Origin of the sequence: Pseudomonas sp. UBA7530, from assembly GCF_002479365.1 — a bacterium.
GTDB lineage: Bacteria > Pseudomonadota > Gammaproteobacteria > Pseudomonadales > Pseudomonadaceae > Aquipseudomonas.
In genome coordinates this window covers 440,457-462,909 of sequence record NZ_DLMS01000001.1, presented here as the reverse complement: position 1 = coordinate 462,909, position 22,453 = coordinate 440,457, and the positions used below count along the sequence as shown (strand labels likewise).

General features: G+C 63.5%; 20 protein-coding genes and 1 pseudogene. 8 read left to right on the top strand and 13 right to left on the bottom strand.

All coding sequences use genetic code 11. The annotated features are described in order from the left end of the window. Positions 1 to 76 precede the first annotated feature (76 nt). The 11 genes from B2U07_RS02200 to ccoN (B2U07_RS02150) form a co-directional block, all read right to left on the bottom strand. Positions 77 to 2,473, bottom strand: a complete 2,397-nt coding sequence (locus tag B2U07_RS02200; protein ID WP_275544853.1) for a heavy metal translocating P-type ATPase — start codon at positions 2,471 to 2,473, stop codon at positions 77 to 79. An 8-nt stretch (positions 2,474 to 2,481) separates the two neighbouring features. Continuing rightward, on the bottom strand, positions 2,482 to 3,000 hold the full coding sequence (locus B2U07_RS02195; RefSeq protein ID WP_275544854.1) for a FixH family protein: 519 nt from the start codon (positions 2,998 to 3,000) through the stop codon (positions 2,482 to 2,484). Between the two features lie 13 nt (positions 3,001 to 3,013). Then, positions 3,014 to 4,429 (bottom strand): cytochrome c oxidase accessory protein CcoG, encoded by a 1,416-nt coding sequence (ccoG, locus tag B2U07_RS02190; protein ID WP_275544855.1) that lies wholly within the window; start codon positions 4,427 to 4,429, stop codon positions 3,014 to 3,016. 161 nt (positions 4,430 to 4,590) lie between these two features. Continuing rightward, on the bottom strand, positions 4,591 to 5,586 hold the full coding sequence (ccoP, locus tag B2U07_RS02185) for a cytochrome-c oxidase, cbb3-type subunit III (protein ID WP_197856325.1): 996 nt from the start codon (positions 5,584 to 5,586) through the stop codon (positions 4,591 to 4,593). Continuing rightward, complete coding sequence (locus B2U07_RS02180) at positions 5,583 to 5,771, bottom strand: cbb3-type cytochrome c oxidase subunit 3 (protein WP_197856326.1); 189 nt, start codon at positions 5,769 to 5,771, stop codon at positions 5,583 to 5,585. Before B2U07_RS02180 ends, ccoP (B2U07_RS02185) begins: the two co-directional genes overlap by 4 nt. A 6-nt stretch (positions 5,772 to 5,777) precedes the next feature. Beyond that, a complete protein-coding gene (ccoO, locus tag B2U07_RS02175) occupies positions 5,778 to 6,386 on the bottom strand; it encodes a cytochrome-c oxidase, cbb3-type subunit II (RefSeq protein WP_017677204.1) in 609 nt (202 codons plus the stop codon). Next, positions 6,386 to 7,834 (bottom strand): cytochrome-c oxidase, cbb3-type subunit I, encoded by a 1,449-nt coding sequence (gene ccoN / locus B2U07_RS02170; RefSeq protein ID WP_197856327.1) that lies wholly within the window; start codon positions 7,832 to 7,834, stop codon positions 6,386 to 6,388. The genes ccoO (B2U07_RS02175) and ccoN (B2U07_RS02170) overlap by 1 nt, the downstream gene beginning before the upstream one ends. 344 nt (positions 7,835 to 8,178) lie before the next feature. After that, positions 8,179 to 9,105, bottom strand: a complete 927-nt coding sequence (gene ccoP, locus B2U07_RS02165) for a cytochrome-c oxidase, cbb3-type subunit III (RefSeq protein WP_275544857.1) — start codon at positions 9,103 to 9,105, stop codon at positions 8,179 to 8,181. Further along, the gene (locus B2U07_RS02160) at positions 9,102 to 9,281 is read right to left on the bottom strand and encodes a cbb3-type cytochrome c oxidase subunit 3 (protein WP_197856329.1); all 180 of its coding nucleotides are present in this window, start codon (positions 9,279 to 9,281) and stop codon (positions 9,102 to 9,104) included. The genes ccoP (B2U07_RS02165) and B2U07_RS02160 overlap by 4 nt, the downstream gene beginning before the upstream one ends. Positions 9,282 to 9,286: 5 nt before the next feature. Next, positions 9,287 to 9,895 (bottom strand): cytochrome-c oxidase, cbb3-type subunit II, encoded by a 609-nt coding sequence (ccoO, locus tag B2U07_RS02155; protein WP_296275624.1) that lies wholly within the window; start codon positions 9,893 to 9,895, stop codon positions 9,287 to 9,289. Continuing rightward, positions 9,895 to 11,334 (bottom strand): cytochrome-c oxidase, cbb3-type subunit I, encoded by a 1,440-nt coding sequence (ccoN, locus tag B2U07_RS02150; RefSeq protein ID WP_197856331.1) that lies wholly within the window; start codon positions 11,332 to 11,334, stop codon positions 9,895 to 9,897. The genes ccoO (B2U07_RS02155) and ccoN (B2U07_RS02150) overlap by 1 nt, the downstream gene beginning before the upstream one ends. Positions 11,335 to 11,435: 101 nt before the next feature. Here ccoN (B2U07_RS02150) and B2U07_RS02145 point away from each other — a divergent pair, with 101 nt between their 5' ends. The 5 genes from B2U07_RS02145 (at position 11,436) to B2U07_RS02125 (ending at position 16,138) form a co-directional block, all read left to right on the top strand. Then, positions 11,436 to 12,110 (top strand): alpha/beta fold hydrolase, encoded by a 675-nt coding sequence (locus B2U07_RS02145; protein WP_275544858.1) that lies wholly within the window; start codon positions 11,436 to 11,438, stop codon positions 12,108 to 12,110. A gap of 371 nt (positions 12,111 to 12,481) precedes the next feature. Then, positions 12,482 to 13,891 carry a circularly permuted type 2 ATP-grasp protein gene (locus tag B2U07_RS02140; protein WP_275544859.1) on the top strand — a complete coding sequence of 470 codons (1,410 nt, stop codon included), beginning with the start codon at positions 12,482 to 12,484 and terminating at the stop codon, positions 13,889 to 13,891. A 3-nt stretch (positions 13,892 to 13,894) separates the two neighbouring features. Beyond that, complete coding sequence (locus B2U07_RS02135) at positions 13,895 to 14,845, top strand: alpha-E domain-containing protein (protein ID WP_013715234.1); 951 nt, start codon at positions 13,895 to 13,897, stop codon at positions 14,843 to 14,845. Beyond that, entirely contained in the window at positions 14,842 to 15,639 is a 798-nt protein-coding gene (locus B2U07_RS02130; protein WP_275544860.1) for a transglutaminase-like domain-containing protein, read from the top strand. Before B2U07_RS02135 ends, B2U07_RS02130 begins: the two co-directional genes overlap by 4 nt. A gap of 109 nt (positions 15,640 to 15,748) precedes the next feature. Further along, complete coding sequence (locus B2U07_RS02125; protein ID WP_275544861.1) at positions 15,749 to 16,138, top strand: VOC family protein; 390 nt, start codon at positions 15,749 to 15,751, stop codon at positions 16,136 to 16,138. 57 nt (positions 16,139 to 16,195) lie between these two features. Here B2U07_RS02125 and B2U07_RS02120 read toward each other — a convergent pair. Then, positions 16,196 to 17,008 (bottom strand): annotated as a pseudogene (locus tag B2U07_RS02120) (c-type cytochrome). Next, positions 17,005 to 17,364 (bottom strand): rhodanese-like domain-containing protein, encoded by a 360-nt coding sequence (locus tag B2U07_RS02115; protein WP_275544862.1) that lies wholly within the window; start codon positions 17,362 to 17,364, stop codon positions 17,005 to 17,007. The pseudogene B2U07_RS02120 and the gene B2U07_RS02115 overlap by 4 nt, the downstream one beginning before the upstream one ends. A 93-nt stretch (positions 17,365 to 17,457) precedes the next feature. Between B2U07_RS02115 and B2U07_RS02110 the strand changes: the two genes are divergently transcribed. The 3 genes from B2U07_RS02110 to B2U07_RS02100 all read left to right on the top strand — a co-directional run bounded on the left by B2U07_RS02110 (position 17,458) and on the right by B2U07_RS02100 (position 22,374). Further along, a complete protein-coding gene (locus B2U07_RS02110) occupies positions 17,458 to 18,345 on the top strand; it encodes an AEC family transporter (RefSeq protein ID WP_275544863.1) in 888 nt (295 codons plus the stop codon). A 589-nt stretch (positions 18,346 to 18,934) separates the two neighbouring features. Beyond that, positions 18,935 to 20,140 (top strand): acetyl-CoA C-acetyltransferase, encoded by a 1,206-nt coding sequence (locus B2U07_RS02105; protein ID WP_275544864.1) that lies wholly within the window; start codon positions 18,935 to 18,937, stop codon positions 20,138 to 20,140. An 89-nt stretch (positions 20,141 to 20,229) separates the two neighbouring features. Beyond that, entirely contained in the window at positions 20,230 to 22,374 is a 2,145-nt protein-coding gene (locus B2U07_RS02100) for a 3-hydroxyacyl-CoA dehydrogenase NAD-binding domain-containing protein (RefSeq protein WP_275544865.1), read from the top strand. Positions 22,375 to 22,453: the final 79 nt, after the last annotated feature.

Here is a 22,453-nt window from a genome sequence, read left to right as displayed (position 1 = left end):
AGTGAGCTCTGCTCGCGAAGAAGCGATTCGCTCGCGACGCTCGCTCCTACATGTTCGGGCTACGCTTGCTTGCAGCTTATCGGCTCAGGCGCAGCGCGTTGAGTACCACCAGCAGCGAGCTGAGCGACATGCCCACGGCCGCCCAGATCGGCGTGATCCAGCCCAGGGCGGCGAAGGGCAGTACCAGGCCATTGTACAGCGTCGCCCAGGTAAGGTTTTCGATGATGATGCGCCGTGTGCGCTTGGCCAGTTTCAGGCCATCGACCAGGCTACCCAGGCGGTTCGACAACAGCACCGCGTCGGCACTGGTTTTAGCCAGGTCGGACGCCGAGCCCATGGCCACGCTAATATCTGCAGCGGCCAGCACCGGTACGTCGTTGACGCCATCGCCGAGCATCAGCACGCGACGACCTTCGCCATGCAACTGCTTGAGCACTGCCAGCTTGGCGTCCGGGGTCAGGCCGCCACGGGCGTCATCGATGCCGAGTTGACGGGCGACTTCGCCGACCATCGGCGAGCTGTCGCCTGAAAGCAGATGGATATGCCAGCCGCGGGCGCAGGCGGCGGCGATCAGGTCGGGAGCATCCTCGCGCAGGCGGTCGTCGAGGACGAACCAGGCCAGCGGCCCCTGTTCATCGCCCAGCAGCAGCCACTGGCCGTGCTCGCTGGCAATCGGTGGCACGGTCTGGCCGCTCAGGGCGCAGACGAAGCTGGCTTCGCCGATGCGTAGCAGGCGTCCGTCGACGCTGCCCTGCAGGCCCTGGCCCGGATGGCTGTCGACGGCTTGCGCGGCACGTGGCGCCTGGCTGAAGGCTCGGGCGATGGGGTGCTCCGAGCGGTTCTCCAGCGCGGCGGCCAGCGCCAGGCAATCGCCCTCGTCGAGGTCACGCAGCGGATGGATGGCCTTGAGCGTCAACCGGCCCTCGGTCAGGGTGCCGGTCTTGTCGAGCACCAGGGTGTCGATCTGGTTCAGGCCTTCCAGCACATGGCCGCGGGTCAGCAGCATGCCCAGTTTGTGCAGGCTGCCGGTGGCGGTGGTCAGCGCCGTCGGCGTGGCCAGTGCCAGGGCGCAGGGGCAGGTGGCCACCAGCAGGGCGAGCACGACCCAGAAGGCGCGGCTGGAATCGATTTCCCACCAGGCGAAGCCGACCACGGCGGCAGATACCAGGATGAACAGCAGGAACCACTGCGAAACGCGGTCGGCGATCTCGGCCAGGCGCGGCTTCTCGCTCTGCGCGCGTTCGAGCAGGCGCACAATCGCGGACAGGCGAGTGGCATCGCCCAGCGCCTGAACCTCGACGGTCAGCGGGCCTTCGACATTCAGCGTGCCGGCCGTTACCCCGTCGCCGATGCTACGTGCCTGCGGCAGGTATTCCCCGGTAAGCAGCGATTCGTCGACGCTGGACTGGCCGGCGAGGATACGGCCGTCAGCCGGAATCAGCGAGCCGGGCTGAACCATTACCTGCTCGCCGACACGCAGTTCGCTGAGCAGGATGCGCTGGCTCTGGCCGTCGGCCTCCAGGCGCAGGCATGAGGCTGGCAGCAATTGCACCAGTTGTGCGGTGGCCGCTGCCGTGCGTTCGCGGGCGCGGCGCTCCAGGTAGCGTCCGGCAAGCAGGAACAGGGCAAACATGCCCACCGCGTCGAAATACAGCTCGCCCTGGCCGGTGATGGTCGACCAGATGCCGGCTACGTAGGCGCCGCCGATTGCCAGGGAAACTGACACGTCCATGGTCAGGTGGCGGGTGCGCAGGTCGCGCAGGGCGCCGCGAAAGAACTGTCCGCAGCAGTAGAAGACGATGGGGGTGGTGAGGAACAAGCTGGTCCAGCGCAGGATCTTGTCCAGCTCCGGCGACAGATCGATGTTGAATTCCGGCCAGGTGGCCATGGTCGCCATCATCACCTGCATCCACAGCAGGCCGGCCACGCCCAGTTCGCGCATGCGCCGGCGGTTTTCCGCAGCCAGACGCTCGGCGGCTTCGTCGGCACGCCAGGGGTGGGCGGCATAGCCGATGCGGCGCAATTCGGCGAGTAGCTTGCTCAACGGAATCTGGCTGTCCTGCCAGCGCACCTGCAGGCGGTGGTTGGACAGGTTCAGATGCGCCTCGGCCACGCCCGGTACGCCACGCAGGTGCTTCTCGATCAGCCAGCCACAGGCGGCACAACTGATGCCCTCAATCAGCAGCTGAGTTTCGCTCAGCTCGCCCTCGTGCTGCACGAAAGGGCGTTGCACATCGCTGCGGTCATACAGTGCCAGCTCATCAGGCAATGCCTGCGGCAGTGCTTGCGGGTTGGCAGAGTTCTCGCTGCGATGGCTGTAGTAATGCTCCAGCCCACCGGCGACGATGGCTTCGGCCACGGCCTGGCAGCCGGGGCAGCACATTTCGCGGGTCTGGCCGAGGACTTCGGCGCGGAAATGGCTGCCGGCAGGCACCGGCAGACCACAGTGGAAGCAAGGAGTAGGGGCGGGCATCGGCTGGGTCAGTAGGAGGGATTGTCACCGATCAGGATGGTCTGGCCATCGGTGATGTTCTCTTCCTCGAACAGGCGCCAGTTCTGGCTGCCTTCCTGACCAAGCAGTTCGACGAAGCGACGGCCGTTGACCTGATCGACCATCTGCCCGCGGTACTGGCCATCGGCGCCTGGCTGCAGGATGACGCGGCGATCACGCTCCGGCTGGGTCGGCGAAATCAGGTTGAGGACGATCTGCTGTGGCTTGCTGTTGCCTTGCAGCGACAGGGTGGCGACGCCGGTGGCGTTATCCAGTACCAGTTCGCCCTGCAGTTGCAGACGCTCGGCCAGTTTCTCGCGCTCCAGCGACTGGTTGATGCCCTTGCCAACGTCGTAGTAGTCGTCGGAGATCAGCCCCGGCGGGTTCTTGGTGGCCAGGGTGAGCAGGGCAAGACCCTGCACCACCGAGTAACTGAGCATCGCGATAATGAACCAGGGCCAGAATTGCTTGTACCAGGGTTTTACCGGCGAGGGTGCTTGTTCAGTCATGCTCTTTCCGTTGTCAGCGGACGCTGGGGCCAATGAAGCGGCTGTCGGCGTCGGTCGTGATACTGGGGTCATCCGCGGATTGTACGTGGAAGACGATGTTGTTGGCGCTCGAGGGCAGCTTCTCCGGCGCGATGGACAGCTCGACGGGGAAGGAATAGACCTCGCCGGCCAGTGTCCGCACTTCGCTCTTGCCTTCGTAAACCAGGCCGTCGAGACCGTCGGCGGTGATTACATAGGTCATGTCGCGCTGCGACTTGTTCATGATCTTCAGGGTGTAGACGTTCTCGATATGGCCGCGCTCGTTCTCGCGGAACAGCACGCGGTCCTTGAGCACATCCAGCCCCACCAGCGGGCGATGGGCCACGGCCCAGGCGAACAGGCCGATCATGGCTACCAGCGCGACAGCGTACCCGATCAGGCGCGGGCGCAGCAGGTGGGTCTTCTGGCCGGACAGGTTGTGTTCAGTGGTATAGCTGATCAGCCCCTTGGGATAGTTCATCTTGTCCATGATGTCGTCACAGGCATCGATGCACGCGGCGCAGCCGATGCACTCGACCTGCAGGCCGTCGCGGATGTCGATGCCGGTGGGACAGACCTGTACGCACATCTTGCAGTCGATGCAGTCACCCAGGCCTTGCGCCTTGTAGTCGGCGTCCTTCTTACGAGGGCCGCGCTTTTCGCCGCGACGCGGGTCGTAGGAGACGATCAGGGTGTCCTGGTCGAACATTACGCTCTGGAAGCGCGCGTACGGGCACATGTAGATGCACACCTGCTCGCGCAGGTAGCCGGCGTTGCCGTAGGTGGCGAGGGTGAAGAAACCGATCCAGAAGTAGGCCCAGCCGCTGGCTTCACCGGTGAAGATCTCGATCACCAAGTCGCGAATCGGCGTGAAGTAGCCGACGAAGGTGATGGCGGTGAGCAGCGACACGCCGACCCAGATGCCATGCTTGGCCAGCTTGCGCCCGAATTTCTTGCCGCTCATGGGCTGTTTGTCGAGCTTCATGCGCTGGTTGCGGTCACCTTCGGTGACCTTCTCCGCCCACATGAATACCCAGGTGAATACGCTTTGCGGGCAGGTGTAGCCGCACCAGACGCGGCCGGCGAATACGGTGATGAAGAATAGGCCGAAGGCGCAGATGATCAGCAGCCAGGACAGCAGCATGAAGTCCTGGGGCCAGTAGGTGGCGCCGAAGATATTGAACTTACGTTCCGGCAGGTTCCACCAGACGGCCTGACGACCTTCCCAGTTCAGCCAGACGGTGCCGAAGAAGAGCAGGAAAAGCAAAGCACCGCCAACGCGGCGAAGGTTACGGTAGAGGCCGGTGAACGCGCGGGTGTAGATCTTCTCGCGGCTGGCGTAGAGGTCGACGCTGACGTTCTTGGCAGGGGAAGGGGGGGTGACGTCCTGGACGGGAATCTGTTCGCTCATCAATGCATACCAAAGCGGTTGGTTGGCAGCCCGGGCCGATGCGTGCCGGCTTAGGTCAGTTCACGGTAGCTATATGGTACGCCTGAAAGACAACGCCCGGGTGCGACCAGCGGTCGCGTTCCGGGCGTTCATTGACCCTTGTCAAAAGAGTCGTTCTGCGATTACTGCTCTTGTGCCTTGTGCGACAGGCTGTACACGTAGGCAGCCAGCAGGTGCACCTTGTCGTTGCCAAGGAATTCTTCCTGGGCAGGCATGTTGCCGTGGCGACCGTAGCGGATGGTCTGCTGCAGTTGCGCGTAGCTGCTGCCGTAGATGAACGCTGCCGGGTTGGTCAGGTTCGGTGCGCCCATGGCCGCAGTGCCCTTGCCGTCAGCGCCGTGGCAGGCGAAGCAGGTACCGGCGAAGACCTTCTGGCCTGCCTCGATATCGGCTTCCACGCCTTCCGGCAGTTCACGACCACCCAGCTGGGTCAGCACGTAGGCGGCGACGTTGCGTACACCGTCTTCGCCGATGGCAGGGCCTTGAGCCGGCATGGCGCCCTGGCGACCCTTGAGGATCGTGGTCTTGATGGTTTCCGGCTCGCCGCCCCAGCGCCATTCGGTGTCGGTCAGGTTGGGGAAGCCGTAGCTGCCCTTGGCATCGGAACCGTGGCAAACCGAGCAGTTGGAGGCGAACAGGCGACCACCCATTTTCAGGGCTTGCTCGTCCTTGGCTACTTCCTCGATCGGCATGGCGGCGTACTTGGCGAACAGCGGGCCGTATTGCTCATCGGCGCGCGCCATTTCCTTCTCCCACTGATGCACGCCGGTCCAGCCAGTGTGACGCATGGAGCCGTCCGCGATCTGTACGCCAGCAGCGAAAGGCGTCTGCTTTTCGTTGTCGACGTAATCGTAGCCCGGCAGCAGGCCCTTGAAGTTGCCCAGGCCCGGATACAGCACGAGATAGCCGAGGGCGAAGACGATGGTGGCAACGAACAGCATGAACCACCACTTTGGCAGCGGGTTGTCATACTCCTCGATGCCGTCGAAGCTGTGGCCGACGGTTTCTTCGGTGGTTTCCTGGCGCTGGCCCTTGCGAGTGCCGAAGATCAGCCAGGTCAGGGCGAAGATGGTGCCCAGAGACAGAATGGTTACGTACCAACTCCAGAACGTGGTCATTGGTTATTGCTCCTGGAAGAGTCCTGATCGCCCTTGGACTCGGGCTTGGGGTCGTCAGCGAAGGGCAGGTTGGCAGCTTCGTCGAAGCTCGATTTGCGCTTGCTGCTGTAAGCCCAGAGCACCACGCCGATGAAGGCGATGAAAACCACCGCCGTGCCGATGCCGCGAATCATCCCGATGTCCATAGCGTCTTACCGTTTGTTCTTGATGGAAGTGCCGAGAACCTGCAGGTACGCGATCAGCGCGTCCATTTCGGTATTGCCTTTCACGGCATCGCGCGCACCGGCGATATCTTCGTCGGTGTAGGGGATGCCGAAGCCACGCATGACTTCCATCTTCTTGGCGGTGTCGCGGCCGTCGAGCTTGTTCTCCACCAGCCATGGGTAGGCGGGCATCTTCGACTCAGGCACGACGTTGCGCGGGTTGTACAGGTGGGCGCGATGCCACTCGTCCGAGTAGCGGCCGCCGACACGGGCCAGATCCGGGCCGGTACGCTTGGAGCCCCACAGGAAGGGGTGATCCCAGACGCTTTCGCCGGCGACGGAGTAGTGGCCGTAACGCTCGGTCTCGGCGCGGAACGGGCGGATCATCTGCGAGTGGCAGCCGACGCAGCCCTCGCGGATGTAGATATCGCGACCTTCCAGTTGCATGGCGGTGTAGGGCTTGAGGCCTTCCACCGGCTCATTGGTGACGTCCTGGAAGAACAGCGGGACGATCTGGGTCAGGCCACCGATGCTGACGGCAATCACCATCAGCAACGCCATCAGACCGATATTCTTCTCGATGATTTCGTGTTTCATCAGTGAGCGCTCCCTTGAACTGCGGGAATCTGCGCGGCCGCTTCGTACTCAGCCGGCTTGGCGGCGCGCACGGTGCGCCAGGTGTTGTAGGCCATCAGCAGCATGCCGGTGACGAAGAAGGCGCCGCCGATCATGCGTACGACAAAGCCTGCATGGCTGGCTTCCAGCGCTTCGACGAAGGAGTAGGTGAGGGTGCCGTCTTCGTTGACTGCGCGCCACATCAGGCCCTGGGTGATGCCGTTGACCCACATCGAGGCGATGTACAGCACGGTACCGATGGTAGCCAGCCAGAAGTGGGTGTTGATCAGGGCGATGCTGTGCATCTGCTCGCGACCGAACACCTTCGGAATCAGGTGGTACAGCGAACCGATGGAGATCATCGCTACCCAGCCGAGGGCGCCGGCGTGTACGTGGCCGATGGTCCAGTCGGTGTAGTGGGACAGGGCGTTGACGGTCTTGATGGCCATCATCGGACCTTCGAAGGTCGACATGCCGTAGAACGCCAGCGACACCACCAGGAAACGCAAGATCGGGTCGGTGCGCAGTTTGTGCCAGGCGCCGGACAGGCTCATCATGCCGTTGATCATGCCGCCCCAGCTTGGAGCCAGCAGGATGACCGACATGGCCATGCCCAGGGACTGCGCCCAGTCAGGCAGGGCGGTGTAGTGCAGGTGGTGCGGGCCGGCCCAGATGTACAGGGTGATCAGCGCCCAGAAGTGCACGATGGACAGGCGATACGAGTAGATCGGACGCTCGGCCTGCTTGGGCACGAAGTAGTACATCATCCCCAGGAAGCCGGTGGTCAGGAAGAAGCCCACGGCGTTGTGGCCGTACCACCACTGGATCATCGCGTCGGTCGCGCCGGCATAGGCCGAGTACGACTTGAACAGGGTCACCGGCATGGCGGCACTGTTGACGATGTGCAGCATCGCGGTCACGAGGATGAAGGCGCCGAAGAACCAGTTGCCCACATAGATGTGCTTGGTCTTGCGCTTGACGATGGTGCCGAAGAACACCACCAGGTAGGTGATCCAGACGATACCCAGCAGGATGTCGACCGGCCACTCGAGCTCGGCGTATTCCTTGGAGCTGGTGTAGCCCATCGGCAGGGTGATCACCGCAAGGACGATGACCGCTTGCCAACCCCAGAAGGTGAAGGCAGCCAGACCGTCGGAGATCAGGCGCGTCTGACAGGTGCGCTGGACCACGTAATACGAGGTCGCGAACAGTGCGCATCCGCCAAAGGCGAAGATCACCGCGTTGGTGTGCAGCGGGCGCAGACGGCCGAAGCTCGTCCACGGCAGGCCCAGGTTGAGTTCTGGCCACACGAGTTGTGCGGCGATGAACACGCCTAGACCCATCCCAATGACCCCCCAGATCACCGTCATAATGGCGAACTGGCGGACCACCTTATAGTTATAAGCAGTCTGACTGATTGCTGTGCTCATGCTAGGGGTTCCACGGTTAATGGAGTTTTATGGGGCAAAAATCGGCGGCAAGTATGGAGAAAGCAGGTAGCCATTGCAACGCAACATGCCGACGCGAACAGGGTTTCAGAGGCTTTAACGGGCCTTGCGAGAGGGCCGGGAAAACGCTCTGTCAGCTTTTGGCGCAATCAGTTTGCGCAGCGCTAAGAAAGGATCGCCTTGGAGTTGTGACGGATGGCGACTGAAAGGCAGCTTAGCCCAGTTCAAGGAAATTGCAGGGCTATTGGTCGGCGGGTGCGACACTGGGTCGCACATATATAAGGAGGGACCGGCGACCGTGATCGGCCGCCGGCAAAGCGGGGGGGTTACTCGTTCTTGCCCTGGCTCAGCTTGAGCACGTAGGCAGCCAGCAGGTGAGCCTTGTCGTTGCCGAGAAAGTCTTCCTGTGCCGGCATGTTGCCGCTTCGACCATAGCGGATGGTCTGTTGCAGCTGCGCGAAGCTGCTGCCGTAGATGAACGCGCTCGGCTGAGTCAGGTCCGGTGCGCCCAGGGCGGGCGTGCCCTTGCCGTTGGCGCCGTGGCAGGCGAAGCAGGTGGTGGAGAAGATCTTCTTGCCTGCCGCGACATCCACGACTTCGCCTTCCGGCAACTCACGGCCACCCAGCGTGGTCAGCACATAGGCGGCTGCGTTGCGCACGCCATCTTCGCCGATCACCGCTACCTGGGGCGGCATCATGCCATGACGTCCCTTGAGGATGGTGGTCTTGATGGTTTCCGGCTCGCCGCCCCAGCGCCAGCTGTCATCGGCCAGGTTGGGGAAGCCATAGCTGCCCTTGGCGTCGGAGCCGTGGCAGACCGAGCAGTTGGAGGCGAACAGGCGGCCGCCCATTTTCAGCGCGCGCTCGTCCTGGGCCACTTCCTCGATCGGCATGGCGGCGTACTTGGCGAAGATCGGGCCATACAGCTCATCGGCACGATCCATCTCGCGCTGCCACTGGTTGACCTGGGTCCAGCCATCCTCATAGCCCGGCAGCAGGCCCTTGAAGTTGCCCAGGCCCGGATAGAGCAACAGGTAGCCGACGGAGAACACCAGGGTGCCGAGGAACAGCATGAACCACCACTTGGGCAGTGGGTTGTCATACTCCTCGATGCCATCGAAGGCGTGCCCCATGGTCTGCTCGGTCGGGTTCTTGTGCACTTCGCTCTTGCGGGTGGCGAAGATCAGCCAGAACAGCGCGACCAGTGAACCGACGGTCAGCAGGGTGATGTACCAACTCCAGAAGGTGGTCATGCTTGGGTCCTCGAAACGGCGGGCTTGGGCTCATCAGCGAAAGGCAGGTTGGCCGCTTCGCTGAAGGCGTCGCGGCGTTTGCCGCTGTAGGCCCAGAGGGTGACGGCGGTGAAGGCGATCAGCACCAGCACGGTACCGATGCCGCGCACGATGCCGATATCGATAAGCTCGAACATGGCGCTCACCTCTTGTTCTTCACGGCGGTGCCAAGCACCTGCAGGTAGGCGACCAGCGCGTCCATCTCGCTCTTGCCTCTGACCGCATCACTGGCGCCGGCGATGTCGTCGTCGCTATAGGGCACGCCGAGCATGCGCAGTGCGCTCATCTTCTTGGCGGTGTCCTTGCCATCGAGAGTGTCCTCAACCAGCCACGGATACGCGGGCATGATCGACTCGGGCACGACGTTGCGCGGGTTGTACAGGTGGGCGCGATGCCACTCGTCCGAGTAGCGGCCGCCAACACGGGCCAGGTCCGGGCCGGTACGCTTGGAGCCCCACAGGAACGGGTGGTCCCAGACGCTTTCGCCGGCGACGGAGTAGTGGCCGTAACGCTCGGTCTCGGCACGGAACGGGCGGATCATCTGCGAGTGGCAGCCGACGCAGCCCTCGCGGATGTAGATATCGCGTCCTTCCAGTTGCAGTGCGTTGTAAGGCTTGAGGCCATCGACCGGCTCGTTGGTGACGTCCTGGAAGAACAGCGGGACGATCTGGGTCAGGCCACCGATGCTGACCGCGAGGATCATTACCAGGGCCATCAGGCCGATATTCTTCTCGAAAATCTCGTGTTTCATCAGTGGGCTCCTTCTACCGAGAACTGCGCAGCGGCTTCCATCTCGGTCGATTGGGCGCTACGTACGGTCAGCCAGACGTTCCAGGCCATCAGCAGCATGCCGGCGAAGAAGATGGCGCCGCCGATTACCCGCACCACAAAGCCGACATGGCTGGCTTCCAGCGCTTCGACGAAGGAGTAGGTGAGGGTGCCGTCTTCGTTGACTGCGCGCCACATCAGGCCCTGGGTGATGCCGTTGACCCACATCGAGGCGATGTACAGCACGGTGCCGATGGTGGCCAGCCAGAAGTGGCCATTGATCAAGCCGATGCTGTGCATCTGCTCGCGGCCGAACACCTTGGGAATCATGTGATACAGCGAGCCGATCGACACCATCGCAACCCAGCCGAGGGCGCCGGCGTGTACGTGGCCGATGGTCCAGTCGGTGTAGTGGGACAGGGCGTTGACGGTCTTGATGGCCATCATCGGGCCTTCGAAGGTCGACATGCCGTAGAACGCCAGCGACACCACCAGGAAACGCAGGATCGGGTCGGTGCGCAGTTTGTGCCAGGCACCGGAGAGGGTCATCATGCCGTTGATCATGCCGCCCCAGCTCGGGGCCAGAAGGATCAGCGACATCACCATGCCGAGCGACTGTGCCCAGTCAGGCAGGGCGGTGTAGTGCAGGTGGTGCGGGCCGGCCCAGATGTATACCGCGATCAGCGCCCAGAAGTGGACGATGGACAGGCGGTAGGAGTAGACCGGGCGACCGGCCTGCTTGGGCACGAAGTAGTACATCATCCCGAGAAAGCCCGCAGTCAGGAAGAAGCCCACGGCATTGTGGCCGTACCACCACTGCACCATGGCATCGGTAGCACCTGCATACAGCGAGTAGGACTTGGTCAGGGTGACCGGGATCTCCAGGTTGTTGACCACGTGCAGAATGGCCACGGTGAGGATGAACCCGCCGAAGAACCAGTTGCCGACATAGATGTGGCTGACCTTGCGCTGCACCACCGTACCGAAGAAGACGATGGCGTAAGACACCCAGACGATGGTGATCAGGATGTCGATCGGCCATTCCAGCTCGGCGTATTCCTTGGAGCTGGTCCAGCCCAGGGGCAGGGTAATGGCCGCAAGCACGATCACCAGTTGCCAGCCCCAGAAGGTGAAGGCAGCCAACTTGGGCGCGAACAGCGTGGTCTGGCTGGTGCGTTGCACCGCGTAGTAGCTGGTGGCGAACAGGGCGCAGCCACCGAAGGCGAAGATCACCGCATTGGTATGCAGCGGACGCAGACGGCCGAAGCTGGTCCACGGTAGGTTCAAGTTAAGTTCGGGCCAGGCCAGCTGGGCAGCGATGAATACGCCGAGTCCCATGCCGACGATGCCCCAAACCACCGTCATAATGGCGAACTGGCGAACCACCCTGTAGTTGTAGGCGGAACGGGTTGTTGTGTTCATGTCTGGGCTTCCATCCACGGTTATGGCAGAGCGGCCGATAACCGTGGTGGACGCAGGCATGAGCAAGCCACGGACACCACGGATATCGACGCGAGGCAAGCATGAGCAAAGGGCCATCTAGGTTTATTGACGCCGGTCAATGTGAGCAGGGGCTACCCTGGCTGTGGGACGAACCGCCGCAGGGGGCGTCGAGCACGCTGATCCTGGCTCATGGCGCTGGCGCGCCGATGGACAGCCCGTTCATGCAGCACATGGCGCAGGGCCTTGCCACACGCGCAGTGCGCGTGGTGCGCTTCGAGTTCGCCTATATGGCGCAGCGGCGGGCGGATGGGCGCAAGCGACCGCCCAATGCGCAGGCGCAACTGCTACAGCAATGGCGTGACGTACATGCCCAGGTGCGCCAAAGGGTCGCAGGGCCTGTGGCCATCGGCGGTAAATCCATGGGCGGGCGCATGGCCAGTCTGCTGGCCGACGAACTGGGTACCTCGGCGCTGATCTGTCTGGGCTATCCCTTCTACGCGGCCGGCAAACCGGAAAAGCCGCGAGTCGCCCATCTGGCCGAGTTGCGCACGCCGACGCTGATCATCCAGGGGGAGCGCGATGCACTGGGCAATCGCGAGGCTGTCGCGGGTTATGACCTGTCGCCCGCCATCGCGCTGCACTGGCTGCAGGCGGGCGACCACGATCTCAAGCCGCTCAAGGCGTCCGGTTTCAGCCACGAGCAGCATCTCGACACAGCGGTCCGGATCGTCGCGCAATTTCTCGGCGCAGGCTGAAGGCGCGTATCGGCTGCTGTAGCCCGGATTAGGTTCGGGAGATCGATAGCGAACGATCCCCGGATTTCATCCGGGCTACGTGCTGCGTTGCCGCGCCTGACATGCGAAAGCGGTTGAGTTTGACTGGCTGGTCACGCAATGTGACAGCCAGGTGCAGGGGTCCATCAAGCGCGGCCTCCGCTTGCCGTTGAAGGCTTGCGGACAAACTGTGCCACGCAGTGGGGCGAATCCTCATGACGGAAATATTGCACTGCACCAGACTGGTGCTGAATGTTTTCGGTTTATAGGTAACTTGTTGATAGGGAAGGACTATTAGTGCTGGCTCGGGCCTTGCAGAGAATGCCGCAAGTCCGGGTGACAAGGAGTACGGCATGGCCCGCACCTTTTATGACGAGATGTATGACGCGAGCGGCGCTGTCCGCCCGCACTACCGAGAATTTGCCCGATGGCTGGCCGAGACGCCGGACGATCTGCTGGCCCAGCGCCGACGAGAAGCCGACCTGCTGTTCCACCGCGCCGGTATCACCTTCACCCTCTATGGGGATGACCAGGGCACCGAGCGCCTGATCCCCTTCGACATCATCCCGCGCGCCATCCCCGCCAGCGAATGGCGCATCGTCGAACGCGGCTGCATCCAGCGCGTGCGGGCACTCAATCTGTTCCTCGCCGACCTCTACCACGATCAACGCATCATCAAGGCGGGGATCATTCCGGCCGAGCAGGTGCTGGCCAACGAGGGCTACCAGATGGCCATGCAGGGCCTAGACCTGCACCGTGACATCTACGCGCACATCGCCGGAGTCGACCTGGTGCGTGACGGCGACGGCAGCTACTACGTGCTGGAAGACAACCTGCGTACGCCCAGCGGCGTCAGCTACATGCTCGAAGACCGCAAGATGATGATGCGCCTGTTCCCCGAGCTGTTCGCAGCGCAGCGCGTGGCGCCGGTGGACCACTACCCGAATCTGCTGCTCGATGCGCTGAAGAGCTCCAGCCCGCTGGACAATCCCACGGTGGTGGTACTGACGCCGGGGCGCTTCAATAGCGCCTACTTCGAGCACGCCTTCCTCGCCCGCGAGATGGGCGTGGAGCTGGTGGAGGGCGCCGACCTGTTCGTGCGTGACGACAAGGTCTACATGCGCACAACCGCCGGTGCCCGTCAGGTGGACGTGATCTACCGCCGCCTCGACGACGCCTTCCTCGACCCGCTGGCCTTCAACCCCGATTCCATGCTTGGCGTCGCCGGCCTGCTGTCGGCGTACCGCTCGCGCAATGTGGTGCTGGCCAACGCCATTGGCACCGGCGTGGCCGATGACAAGTCGGTCTACCCCTACGTCGGCGACATGATCCGCTTCTACCTCGACGAGGAGCCGATCTTGAAAAACGTACCGACCTGGCAGTGCCGCAAGCCGGAAGAACTGTCCCACGTACTGGCCAACCTGTCCGAACTGGTGGTCAAGGAAACCCAGGGTTCCGGCGGCTACGGCATGCTGGTCGGCCCGGCGGCGAGCAAGGCCGAGATCGAGAATTTTCGCGCGCGCCTGATCGCCAAACCGGAGGCCTATATCGCCCAGCCGACGCTGAGCCTGTCGACCTGCCCGACCTTCGTCGAGCGCGGCATCGCACCGCGCCATATCGACCTGCGCCCGTTCGTCCTGACCGGCCGCGAAACCCGCCTGGTGCCTGGCGGCCTGACCCGCGTGGCACTGCGCGAAGGTTCGCTGGTGGTCAATTCGTCGCAAGGCGGCGGGACCAAGGACACCTGGGTGGTGGAGGACTGAATCATGCTGAGTAGAACCGCCTCCGATCTGTACTGGATGTCACGCTACCTGGAGCGCGCCGAGAACCTGGCGCGCATGCTCGACGTCAGTTATTCGCTGTCGCTGATGCCGCAGGACGGCCGTGGCGACGGTCTCGATGAACTGGCCATGCCGCTGCTGATCACCGGCACCCTGGACGACTACCTGGAGCGCCACGGCCCGCTGCACGCCGAGCGTATGCTGCACTTCTTCGCCCTCGATGCGAGCAACCCGGGCAGCATCTACTGCTGCCTGCAGGCCGCGCGCAGCAACGCCCATGCGGTGCGCGGGCGGATCACCGCCGACATGTGGGAGAACATCAACGCCACCTGGCTGGAGATGCGCGGTATCGCCGAGCAGGGTCTGGGGCGCTACGGCATCAGCCGTTTCTGCGAGTGGGTCAAGGAGCGTTCGCACCTGTTCCGCGGCGCCACCTTCGGCACCATCATGCGCGGCGAGGCCTATCGCTTCATCCGCCTGGGTACCTTCATCGAGCGGGCCGACAACACCCTGCGCCTGCTCGATGCGCGCTACGAAATGCTCGGCGAGGAGATCGACGAGCTGGAAGAGCGCACTGCGCGCAGCTATTACCAATGGAGTGCGCTGTTGCGGGCGTTGTCCTCGTTCGAGGCGTTCGCCGAGATCTACCGCGGCTCGCCGCGTACACGCAAGGTCGCCGAACTGCTGCTGTTGCGCCCGGACGTGCCGCGTTCGCTGCGCGCCTGCATGGAGGAGCTCAACCTGATGCTCGCCGGTCTGCCCGGGGAGAACGGCCGCCCGGCACAGCGCCTGGCCGCCGAGCTGGATGCCCGCCTGCGCTACACCAGCATCGGTGAGGTGCTCGACGAAGGCCTGCACGCCTGGCTCACCGACTTCATCCTGCTGGTGCGCCAGCTGGGCAACACCATCCATACGTCCTACCTGGAGGTCGCATGAGACTTTCGATCAGCCACGACACCACCTACCGTTACGATGATCAGGTGCGCGCGAGCATCCAGTACCTGCGTCTGACCCCGCACGACAGCGAGCGCCAGCAGGTGCTCAGCTGGCAGCTCGACCTGCCGCGCCCGGTGCATGCCCAGCTCGATCCCTACGGCAACATCCTGCACGTGCTGACCCTGGACGAGCCGCACGAATCCATCGTCATCGGCGCCCGCGGTCAGGTGGACATCGACGAAAGCTGCGAGGCGGAGCACGAGCGCCAGTCGGCGTTGCCATTTCTGCGTTTCACCCGCCTGACCCAGGCCGACGACGCCATCCGCGAGTTCGCCGCGCAGCAGAGCAGGGCGCGTACCGATCGCACCGGCCTGACCGACCTGATGCATGCGCTTAATGCCCATATCGCCTATCAGCCCGGAATTACCGAAGTGGACACCAGCGCCGCCGAGGCTTTCGCCGGTCGCCGTGGCGTCTGCCAGGATCACACCCACGCTTTCCTCGCTTGCGCGCGCAGCCTTGGGGTGCCGGCGCGCTATGTGTCGGGCTACCTGTACACCGATGACGCCGAACACCTGGCCAGCCACGCCTGGGCCGAGGCCTGGCTGAGCGGCGCCTGGTACAGCTTCGACGTGACCAACTGCCTGGCGCGCCCGGAGCGTCACCTCAAGCTGGCGGTTGGCCTGGATTACCTCGATGCCTGCCCGGTGCGCGGCATGCGCCGCGGTGGCGGCTGCGAGCAGATGCACGCGCAGGTGCAGGTAGCGCCACTATTGCAGGTGCGGCAGCAGTAGGTCGCCCTGCGGGCGAGCGGGACTGAACGAAGCCCCTCGGTTGCGAGTCTTTCCCTAATATCGGCGCGCGCCTGTGGTCGAGGTGCGCCAGACGAGGAGGACTCGAACGATGATTGCCTACACCATGGTGGGCACGCGGGATCTGCCGCAAGCCCTGCGTTTCTATGACCCGCTTTGCGCCGAAATGGGCCTGCAGGTCTGCTGGAAGGACGAGGCCTCCGTCGGCTACGGCCGGGTCGAGGATCTGGCTTTTCCACGTTTTTACGTCGGCTATCCCTACGACGGCAACCAGGCCAGCGTCGGCAATGGCGTGATGACCGCGTTCCAGTTCGCCGAGCCGGAGCAGGTCGACCGCCTGCATCGTCTCGCTCTGAGCAATGGCGGACGCGACGAGGGAGCGCCGGGCTATCGTCCGCGCTACGGTGAGGGCTTCTATGCGGCCTACGTCAGGGACCCGGACGGCAACAAGCTGGCCTTCGTCGTCTATCCGCGCGGGTAGGATGCGCCGCGCACCATCCTCTTGCGCATGGCATGAGCGGCTGCTACCCGCCGGTGCCTACTGACTTTCGCTGCGCTGATCCCGAATATCGGCCATGTGCGCCAGATAGGTGATCAGCTCGGTCAGCTCCTGTTCGCTCAGCACCTGCTGGGTGAACCCCGGCATGCGCCCCTGCGGCCAGCGCCGCAGACTCTGTGGGTCACGGATGTACCGGCGCAAAAAGTCGCCTGTGAAGTACTCCGTCGGGTTGTGCGGCATATTCAGGTCCGGGCCGAACTCGGAATCGCCGGCACCGTTGAGGCGGTGACAGGCCATGCAGTTCTTCTGATAGACAGCGAAGCCTGCGCGGATCTCCGAGTTGGCATCCGTTGCCGGCAGCAGGGCAGGGAAGCGCTGCTCGACCGGCGCCAGCTGGCGAAGCCTGGCGACCTGAAAGGGCCATTGCTCCGGGCCGATCTGGCTGGCCGCCGGATCGCTCCAGGCCAGATAGAAGGGTCCGGCGCTGGGCTTGCCCTTGGCCAGCGGCGGCCAGGGATGCTGCGGGTCTTCGATGGCCAGCCAGGCCTTGGCGCCCTCGCTGGCCAGCAGAATCGCTGCCGGCAGCTCGGCGGCAAAGCCGTCCAGGGCCACGGCCTACAGATGATCGCCTGGCGTCACGCCGCTCAGCAGTACGCTGATAGGTACGGCGCGATATCGCATGGTGCGTTTGTAGCTGACGTCGTCGACTATCTCGATATCGCGAGCCTTTGGGTGCTTCAGCAGTTCGCTGCTGCTCCAGGTGTGCCGCCCCTCCTCAAGCTGCACTTCGAACTCGGCAGCCTGCAGCGCGCCGGCCAGGGTGATCAATGCCAGCAGCAGGGTTGTTTTCATTCGCGGTTCTCCAGCAGTGGCCGTAGATCCTCATAGGCCCCGGCATTGATCACCTGGCTGTAGCCCATTTCTTCCAAGGTATGCTGCGCGATTGTCGAGCGCCGCCCACTGCGGCAGTACAGCACCAGTGAACGATCCTTGTCCGGGGCAACGCTGGCGATCTGCGCGGCGATCTCTTCGTGGCCGATACGGATCGCGCCGGGCAATGCTCCGTCTGCAAACTCCTCGGCGCTGCGAACGTCGATCAGCAGGCTATCGCTGCGTTGCAGGACGGAGATGGCGGCGGGCTGATCAATTTCACCCGCTTGGGCATTGATCAGCGTGAGCAGGCCGGTGAGCAGAAGAATGATGCGCATGGGGTGCTCCGGAAAGAGTCGATTGGCCCGGCAGCGTTGCCCGAGGCTGCGATGCAGTCTAGGATGCGGCGCTCGACGTGACGGGAGTAGCAGATGTTAGCCGAGTTGTTCGCTGTTCTGGCCCCGGTTTTGATTGCAGCGGGTATCGGCTATGGCTGGGTGCGTAGCGGTCACGCCTATCCCACCGATTTCGTCGCACGGCTGGTGTTGAATATCGGCACGCCCTGCCTGGTACTGTCGACCCTCAGTCGCGCCGAGCTGGACCTCGGTGCGTTCTCGCAGATGGCCCTGGCCTGCGTACTGGTGATGCTGTCGATGGGCCTGGTGGGTCTGCTGCTCAGCCGCCTGTTCGCCATCGACTGGAAAGTGCTGGTGCCGGCCTATCTGTTTCCCAACTCCGGCAACATGGGCCTGCCCATGGCGCTGTTCGCTTTTGGCGAGGCCGGCCTGGCCTTGGCAGTGGCCTTCTTCCTGGTGTTGTCGGTGGGGCATTTCAGCATCGGCATGCTGTTGTCCGGGGCCGAGCGCTCGATCAAGGGGTTGCTGGTCAACCCGATCATGATCAGCCTGGCGCTGGTACTTCCCGTACTGTTCCTCGATTTTCAGTTGCCCCGCTGGCTGGCCAACACCGTGGACCTGCTGGGCGGCATGACCATCCCGATGATGCTGCTCACGCTGGGCGTATCGCTGGCGAGCATCCGCGTGCAGCACCTGGGCAACGGCATGCTGCTGGGTCTGCTGCGCATCCTCTGTGGTGCGGCACTGGGCTGGATCATTGGCTGGGCGGTCGGCCTGCAGCCGCTGGCGCATGCCGTGCTGGTGCTGCAAGCCTCGATGCCGGTAGCGGTGTTCAACTACCTGTTCGCCGTACGCGCAGGCCGTTCGCCGGAGCAGGTCGCCAGCCTGGTGCTGTGCTCGACGCTGCTGGCATTCGTGCTGATTCCCTTGCTGCTGGCCTGGTGGATACCCGCGCTGCGCTGAACGCGACACGGCGTCGGCACAGTAGCGGGTGCTTTAGACATTCAACCGACCAGACGGGTCAGGTTGGGAAGAATCAGGATGACCGCCGTGGCGAAAAGGATGACTCCAGCCTGGCGGTATTTCGGCTGTTTGAACATGGCCGTATGCCTTTTGTTGTTATGGGGCGTTGGGTGCCTGCGGTACTGCCTGGCAGGTCGTAGCGTCACGCCCGGGCGTGGTTCTGATTCGCCGCTCCGGCATGTCCCGGCAACGGCTCCCTGTGCCCGTTTGGTGGCGGGAACAGGATTAACTCTAGGGCTGGCATCACCGATCCTTTAGATGACTTGGTTGCTAATGGTCCCTGGTTAGAACTTCGGGCTATGCCTGAGTCCTGCCCGTTGCGCAGCGAGGCTTGAGGCAGAGGGCCTGCTTGGCCTTCACCGCTTCCGCAAGGGCAAACGACCGTTCGTCTGAGCTCAGTGGTCAATGGCGCTGAGCGCTTCGGTCATTGAGCCCCGGCGCCTCGGCGCTATGGTAGGCAGGCTCAATATGAACATGCGTGGTTGGGGCAACCTGTTCCACCAGCGCCGTATTAGTCTCCGAGGACGCCATGACCGAAGCATATATTTTCGACGCGGTGCGCACGCCCCGTGGCAAGGGCAAGAAGGATGGCGCGCTGTACAGCGTCAAGCCGGTGCAGCTGGTTGCCGGTCTGCTGAGTGCCCTGAAGGCGCGAAACGAACTGGATACCAGCCAGGTGGACGACGTCGTCCTCGGCTGCGTGACGCCGGTGGGCGATCAGGGCGCCGATATCGCCAAGACGGCGGCCATGGTCGCCGATTGGGACGTCAGCGTGGCCGGTGTCCAACTCAATCGCTTCTGCGCGTCGGGTCTGGAGGCGGTGAACCTGGGCGCGATGAAGGTGCGCTCCGGCTTCGAGGATCTGGTGGTGGTTGGCGGTGTGGAATCCATGTCGCGCATTCCCATGGGCTCGGACGGTGGTGCCTGGGTCATGGACCCGGAAACCAACAACCACAGCAATTTCGTCCCGCAGGGTATCGGCGCCGACCTGATCGCTACCCTGGAGGGCTTCAGCCGCGCCGATGTCGATGCCTTCGCCCTGCGCTCGCAGCAGAAAGCGGTGCGTGCCAGCGCCGATGGTTCGTTCGCCAGGTCACTGGTGCCGGTGACCGACCAGAACGGCATCGTGCTGCTCGACCATGACGAGTTCATTCGCGGCGACTCCACTCTCGAAGGCCTCGGCAAGCTCAAGCCCAGCTTCGAGATGATGGGGCAGATGGGCTTCGACTCCACCGCGCTGCGCGTCTACAGCCATGTCGAACGTATCGAGCACGTGCACACACCGGGCAACAGCTCGGGCATCGTCGATGGCGCGGCGCTGATGCTGATCGGCTCCGAAGCCAAGGGCAGGGAACTGGGCCTGAAGCCACGCGCGCGCATCGTCGCTACGGCGGTGACCAGTACCGATCCGACCATCATGCTCACCGGTCCCGCGCCGGCCACGCGCAAGGCGCTGGCCAAGGCCGGGCTGTCCATCGACGACATCGACCTGTTCGAGGTCAACGAGGCCTTCGCCTCGGTGGTGATGAAGTTCATGAAGGACATGGGCGTGAGCGAGGACAAGGTCAACGTCAACGGGGGCTCCATCGCCATGGGCCACCCGCTGGGTGCCACCGGCTGCACCATCCTCGGCACGCTGCTCGACGAGCTGGAGAAGCGCCAGCTGCGCTACGGCCTCGCCACCTTGTGCGTCGGCGGTGGCATGGGTATAGCCACGATTATCGAGCGAGTCTGACCAGTAGGGCGGGTGAAACCCGCCATTCGTGTGTTGGCGGGTTTCACCCGCCCTACGCAGCTCCCACATCTTGGGAAGAGAAGATAAAAATGACTGACGCCATCCGTTACGAAAAGGGCCAGGACAATATCGTCGTCCTGACCATGGACATGCCCGGCCAGAGCGCCAACACCATGAACGCGGTGTACCGCGAGGCCATGGGGCAGATCGTCGACCGCCTGGAAGCGGAAAAGGACTCGATCGCCGGGGTGATCGTCACCTCGGCGAAGAAAACCTTCTTCGCTGGCGGCGACCTCAATGAGCTGATCAAGGTCACCCAGGCCGAGGCTCAGGGTTTCTACGAGATGATCCTGAAGATCAAGGGTCAACTACGCCGCCTGGAAACCCTCGGCAAGCCGGTGGTTGCCGCCATCAACGGCGCGGCGCTGGGCGGCGGCTGGGAAATCGCCCTGGCTTGTCACCACCGTATTGCCCTGAATGAAAGCCACGTGCAGCTCGGCTTGCCGGAAGTCACCCTGGGCCTGCTGCCGGGCGGTGGCGGGGTAGTACGCATGGTGCGCCTGCTTGGTCTGGAGAGAGCTCTGCCGTACTTGGCCGAGGGCAAGAAGGTACGCCCGGATGCAGCGCTCAAGGCCGGCCTGATCCACGAATTGGCCAGTGATCGCGAGGACATGCTGGCCAAGGCCCGCGCCTGGATCGCCGCCAACCCGGCTGCCAAACAGCCATGGGACGTGCAGGGCTACAAGATTCCCGGCGGCACGCCGAGTTCGCCGAACGTGGCGCAGATGTTGGCCATCGCCCCGAGCGTGTTGCGCGACAAGACCAAGGGCTGCTTCCCGGCGCCGGAGAAGATCATGTGCGCGGCCGTCGAAGGTGCGCAGGTCGACTTCGATACCGCGCAGATCATCGAGGCGCGCTACTTCACCGAGCTGACCTGCGGTCAGGTGGCGAAGAACATGATCGGCACCTTCTGGTTCCAACTCAACGAGATCAATGCCGGCGGTTCGCGCCCACAGGGCTATCCAAAATCGGTGACCAAGAAGGTCGGCGTGCTCGGTGCCGGCATGATGGGCGCTGGCATCGCCTACGTATCGGCAGCGGCCGGCATCCAGGTGGTGCTCAAGGATGTTTCCCTCGAAGCGGCGGAGAAGGGCAAGAGCTATTCGGCCAAACTGCTGGACAAGAAAGTCGCCAAGGGCCACATGAGCGCCGAGCAGCGCGAGGCCTTCCTGGGGCTGATCAAGGCCACCGACAGCGAGGCGGATTTTGCCGGCTGCGACCTGATTATCGAAGCGGTATTCGAGGATCGTGCGCTCAAGGGCAAAGTCACTGCCGCCGCTGAAGCCGCTGCGCTGAGTGACGCGGTGATTGCCTCCAACACCTCGACGCTGCCAATCACCGGCCTGGCTACTGCCGTGGCCAAACCGGAGAAATTCATCGGCCTGCATTTCTTCAGCCCGGTGGACAAGATGCCGCTGGTGGAGATCATCCGTGGCGAGAAGACTTCGGATGAGACCCTGGCGCGCGGCTTCGACTACGTCATGCAGATCAAGAAGACGCCCATCGTGGTCAACGACAGTCGCGGCTTCTTTACCTCGCGGGTGTTCGGCACCTTCACCAATGAAGGCCTGGCCATGCTCGGCGAAGGCGTCAGCGCAGCGATGATCGAGAACGAGGCGCGCAAGGCCGGCATGCCGGTCGGGCCACTGGCGATCAGCGACGAGGTGTCGTTGAGCCTGATGAACCATGTCCGCCAGCAGACCATCAAGGACCTGGCGGCCGAGGGCAAGTCGATTCCCGAGCACCCGGCCTTTGCCGTGATCGACCTGATGCTCAATGAGTACAAGCGTCCGGGTAAAGCGGCGGGGATGGGCTTCTACGATTACCCTGCCAGTGGCAGAAAGCACCTGTGGCCTGAACTCAAGGCGCGTTTCGAAAAGGCCGATGCGCAGATCTCGCAGGAGGACGTGCGCGACCGCATCCTGTTCATCCAGGCCATCGAGACGGTGCGCTGCGTGGAAGAGGGTGTGCTCAATGCGGTGGCCGACGCCAACATTGGCTCGATCTTCGGCATCGGCTTCGCCGCCTGGACCGGCGGTGCGCTGCAGTTCATCAACCAGTACGGGGTGAAGGACTTCGTCGCACGTGCGCAGTACCTGGCCGAGCAGTACGGCGAGCGCTTCCTGCCGCCGGCGTTGCTGCTGGAGAAGGCGGCCAAGGGCGAGACGTTCTGAGCTCTACGGCCATGGCGTTCGTGCTCCGAGCCCTTTCAGGCGCGCAATGAGAAACGGCCCGCCAGGGCCGTTTCATTGA